Origin of the sequence: Henriciella sp., assembly GCF_049649345.1 — a bacterium.
In the GTDB taxonomy this organism is placed as follows: Bacteria; Pseudomonadota; Alphaproteobacteria; order Caulobacterales; family Hyphomonadaceae; genus Henriciella.
Genome location: NZ_JBARZC010000228.1, coordinates 1 through 4,655 on the forward strand (window position 1 = coordinate 1; position 4,655 = coordinate 4,655).

At 61.2% G+C, this 4,655-nt stretch carries 4 protein-coding genes and 2 pseudogenes; 1 reads left to right on the forward strand and 5 read right to left on the reverse strand.

Annotated features, from left to right (window positions below; genetic code table 11):
* From WA989_RS05845 to WA989_RS05860, 4 genes and pseudogenes are all read right to left on the reverse strand, one after another.
* A partial coding sequence (locus WA989_RS05845; RefSeq protein WP_424339570.1) for a DUF2254 domain-containing protein occupies window positions 1-743 on the reverse strand: 743 nt, incomplete at its 3' end.
* Between the two features lie 223 nt (window positions 744-966).
* Window positions 967-2,201: pseudogene (locus tag WA989_RS05850) on the reverse strand (cation:proton antiporter).
* Window positions 2,202-2,334: 133 nt separating this feature from the next.
* Window positions 2,335-3,099, reverse strand: coding sequence for a DUF5765 domain-containing protein (locus WA989_RS05855; protein ID WP_424339571.1), 765 nt, complete (start codon window positions 3,097-3,099; stop codon window positions 2,335-2,337).
* Window positions 3,100-3,663: 564 nt separating this feature from the next.
* A pseudogene (locus tag WA989_RS05860) lies at window positions 3,664-3,744 on the reverse strand (Crp/Fnr family transcriptional regulator); the annotation flags it as partial.
* Window positions 3,745-3,790: 46 nt separating this feature from the next.
* On the opposite strand from WA989_RS05860, the gene WA989_RS05865 reads away from it, so the two are divergent.
* Window positions 3,791-4,021, forward strand: coding sequence for a hypothetical protein (locus WA989_RS05865; protein ID WP_424339572.1), 231 nt, complete (start codon window positions 3,791-3,793; stop codon window positions 4,019-4,021).
* A 52-nt stretch (window positions 4,022-4,073) separates the two neighbouring features.
* Here WA989_RS05865 and WA989_RS05870 read toward each other — a convergent pair.
* Window positions 4,074-4,655: alpha/beta fold hydrolase (locus WA989_RS05870; protein WP_424339573.1), on the reverse strand; the 582-nt coding region annotated here is incomplete at its 5' end.

Consider the following 4,655-nt stretch of genomic DNA (forward strand, 5'->3'; position numbering starts at 1 on the left):
CCATGGTCTATGGCAATCTGCATGAGAGCGTCCATACCGATATTCTGCACGTATCCGCTTGCATCGGCACTTACCCGTTCGGAGCTGCCATCAAAGTCGTTTGGGAGCCGATCCGCAATCGGCTCGCCCTCGCAATGCAGGGGACCATGACCGAACCGTTCCGGAAAGAGCCGGTCGACGGCGGCGCACCCGTCTGCGGCCAGTTGCGCGAGCAGCGTTTCGATGCGGATTGAAGTGGCGATATGATGAATGAAATAGATAAGAACCCCGACACCGACAGCAGCGAGAACCACCGCAAATGCAACGGTCAGGTGCGGAACGAAGCTGGAATCCGACGTACCCCGCACCGCACGCAGCACGACCAGACAATAGAGGAACGTCGCCACGAAGGCACCGAGCACGATCTGGTTGCTGCGGTCGCGCATGAAATTTTCCAGGACCCGCGGCCCGAATTGCGAGGAGGCGAGTTGCAGCGACAGCATGGTGATGGAGAAGATCAGGCTGGCCACCGTGATCATCGAACTCGCGATGACCGACAGGATTGCCCGGGCGCCTTCCGGCCCGAACGTATATAGCAAGCCGAAATCGCTCACTGTGCCGACACCAAGCCGGGTATCGACCTCGATCAGCAGGAACGACAGTCCGACCGCCACCGCGCACATCATGGCGGGAACGAACCAGAAACTCGAGTTCAGGCGTCCCCAGATCGCGGAGACGCGTGTGATTGAAAATGACCTTGCCAAGTGTTGCTCCTTCCAGTCACGAGCAGTCCGGGGCATCGTCCGGGGCCTGCAAAATTTGTCCATTCGGCGACAACCCGAATTGCGACTGGCAAAGCGGCAGCCCGCGTTGCAACGTTCGTGGCCATTGCCGAGCGAAGCCATGCCTCCCGCGTCGGAGAGCGTCCGCGCTGCGCCCGTAGCGCGACCCCGCAGATCGGTGTCGCGCACGCCGATCCGAACCCGATCACTTGAGCACCCGTTGGATCACGGCGCGCAGGCTCAACCCCTGAACGATCAGGGTGAAGATGACCACGGCATAGGTTGCCGCAAGTATGGCGGATTTCTCCGCCACCTCCGGTATCGACAGCGCCAGCGCCACCGATATGCCGCCCCGCAAACCGCCCCAGGTCAGAACGGGGATCGTTCCGCGCAGGAAACTGCGGAACCGGCCCATCAGCAGTACCGGCCCGCTGACGGCCGCGAGGCGGGCGACAAGCGCCAGCGGCACGGCCACCGCCATCAACCAGCCAAAGGCAGGCTCGAAGCGCAGGACCAGGACTTCCAATCCGATCAACAGGAACAGAACCGAGTTCAGCATCTCGTCGATCAGCGTCAGAAGCCGAACAGGTCGCGCTGGGTCTGATCGCTGAATGCATCGCGGGGCCCACGGCTTCCGATCAGCAAGCCTGAGATCACCACGGCCAACGGGCCGCTCATATGCAGTCTGGCGGCAACCGCATAGGTGCCGACGACAAGGGCCAGCGAGATCAACACCTCGATGGTATAGTCGTCGATCGCACGCATGGCGCGGTAGGCGACGTACCCGGTGACCCCACCAAGGGCGGCGCCGCCCAAGGCTTCGACAAAGAACATCTGGCCGATATGCATCGGCTCGATGCTCCCTCCGACCGCCGCCTCCAGCAGAACGGCGAACAGGACCACGCCGACGCCGTCGTTGAACAAGGTCTCCCCCGTCATCAAGGTCTGGAGGTCCCTCGGAACCTTGACTTCTTTCAGCGTGGCCAGGACGGCAACGGGATCGGTCGGACTGATCAGCGCCCCGAAGACAAAGGCCCAGGGCAGCGGCATCGCGATGCCCAGACCCTTGGCCGCCGCCCAAAGGCCTGTTCCGATGATCGCAGTGGACAGTATGACGCCGACAGTCGCCATCGTTCCAATCGTCCATGCGCGGCTGCGCAGGCTGGGGGCATCGACATGCAAAGCGCCCGCGAACAGAAGAAAAGCGAGCATGCCGTCCAGCACTGTCTCCTGGAAATCGACCTGACGAACGAGTCCGGCCAGATCCTCATAGTGTAGCAGCCCCGGCAGGGCCGCCTCCGCCCCGATGATCACCAAAGAGGCCCCGAGCCCCATGACAAGCAGGCCGACGGTGTGCGGCAAGTAGGCCAGTCGATGATTTATCCAGCCGAAAGTGGCGGTCAGTACCAACAGGATTGCGCCAAGCTCAAACAGCGACATCGCGTTCTCCGCTCCCGCCCATCTGATCTGTCACGACGCGAACCAAGCATTTCAGGACACAGTCTCTCGAGCGGCTTTTGGGAAGAAGGCGTGCTGGAGTTGCGTGATCGCTGACTTGGCAGGGCATATGGGATCACGGCATCCCTCGCCGGGGTTTCGAAACATCCGTAACCCTCCGCCACAACCACCAGGATTTCACGAACATGAACTGTCTTATCGGTGTTTTGACGACAAGCAGCAGAATGCCTATCGACAACAGGCACCAGATGGCGGCCACTTCATTGGGGTCGTTGGTCAGGAGCATGGCCAATTGTGGTCCGACCAGGAAATGATACACCGTAATCCGCCAAGACCCATAGAGAAGAGGCATTAAAAATGCCACGACGAAATAACTGGGATACGCGGTCAGGAAGGATGCCCACGAATTGACGGTTATGAAGTTCAGCATACCATTTGTCGGCACTTCCCATGCGATATGCCAGTCTCCGGACACTGAACACAGGCGTTCAGCGCACAGTACCATGCCCAGCGGACATGACCCTGCCCATTCGAAGGGGTAAAGCTGCAGAAGCATGATGATTGCCGAAACGAAACAGACTGCATAAACCGGCCACTGGATTTTCTCGCGCACAGACTTCGGTATGAAATACATCGACAGCATATTGATGAAGAACGGCTGGAACACGATGTGCAGATAGCCCAGCAGGGTGGCGATTTGATTTGAGGGCAGCGCACACTGGTCAATCACTGAGTAGGTGAACGCCTGCAGAACCTCCATCGACGAGAAATACCCGAGGGCCATCCAGAGCGGCGCAGGTTCCTTCTTGTACGCTGCATACGCTGTTGTCCCCAGACCTATCACCGCGAGTGCTGCCGACGCTTCACCGCTCCAACACATCAAGGCTCTTTCTTGATCGGAAGAATAGCCAAGCTGACTTTACAACTTGCTGATTGGGCGTGTCGGCACTTCGGGAGCGGCAGTCAGACACCTCGGTCAGCTCCCTTGCTTTGGCTTTGATGCAGAGGGGGTCTGCAGGACGGAAAGTTTCTTGCGGGATCCGTCCGTGGCGCAGGCTTCGGGTCCACCCCAGTGTGGGGCTCGTCCTGAGCTGGTTTCTTCGGGATCTTCTTTTTTGGAAACGTCGGTCGCTTCCGGCGATCTGGACGACGTGGACGCTTTCTCTAGGTGTTTCATGGCTTGATTCCTTTGCAGGGCGTTCGGGTTCTGACCTGCGGCTCAGCTTGCCAGCACCGCGCGTCGCCGCGTCCGCGATGCGTCCTCGGCCTTCGAAGGGCTTCTTACTGTAGATCACTCAGGCAGTCCGAACGCTGATCCAGGTTAGGAAGACGGACCTGATATCGGTCGGCGGCTGTCGCCGAGATGATAGTCCTGTAAAGCGGATGTGCGTCAGTTTCTGCGCGACATTTGCTCTCCATGAAGGGAGCAGCCGGTCGCAAGACCGGAGCGCCGGCCGAGATTGACCAGATGCTCCACCACCATAGCCTCGTCGAGCGAGGCCGCCCACAGAACGGCGGTTCCCAGCGCTTCGTGCCCGTTTCCTGTGCCCACCGACGAAGCAGAGCCTATCATGACTCTGCCAAATGACATTTCCGGAACCGCCGCCCTGGATACCTGCGAGTCGCATCTGCTCGCGCTGAACGACCATCACATCCTGTCCGAAAACGAGATCGTCGAGATTCTCCAGGATGCGGCGGCGAGTCACGAGAACTCGCCGGGTGACGGGGATGCACTGCACGCCGCCGTGGCCGAGCTGATTAGCGGCATATTGGCCGACGGCAATTCGGTGCGGCGAACCTGAGCCCTCACGGAGCCGTGCCGTAGTGGTCCCGACACTCCGCCCGACAATCGCCCTATCGGTCGAGCCAGTTCTGCACGATGTCGATCTGGGCCGCCGTATTGAGAGAGGGCGCGTGACCGATCCCCTCGAACTCGACGACCTCGGCATGCGGCAGGCGGCGGCACATGCGCTCGAGAAGCGCCGGCGTCAGGAAGTCGGATTCGGCCCCGTGCAGGATGAGCACCGGGCAGGTGATGCGGTTCCAGTAAGCCCATAGATTGAAATGGATCAGCAACGAGGTCCGCCGCGCGTTGCGGGAGATCCCGGGGTCGAAGGCGAGGCGGTACCCGGAGTCGGTCTCGGTGGCGCTGGTGCGGGCCATGCGGCGCCACTCGGCATCGGTCATCGGGCCGAACGGGGCGAGGGTGGCGCGCAGATGCGCCTCGACCTCCGCGAGATCGGCGAAGCGGCGATCCTCATGCATGTATTTCGCGACCCGCCAGAGCGCCGACAGCGGCACCTCCGGCGCGATGTCGTTGACTACGAGGCGGCGGACGGGCGAGTTCGGAACCCCGGCGAAGGCGATCCCCATCATGCCGCCGAGCGAGGTCCCGACCCAGTCGAAGCACTCGGCGCCGATCCGGGCGGCGAGCAC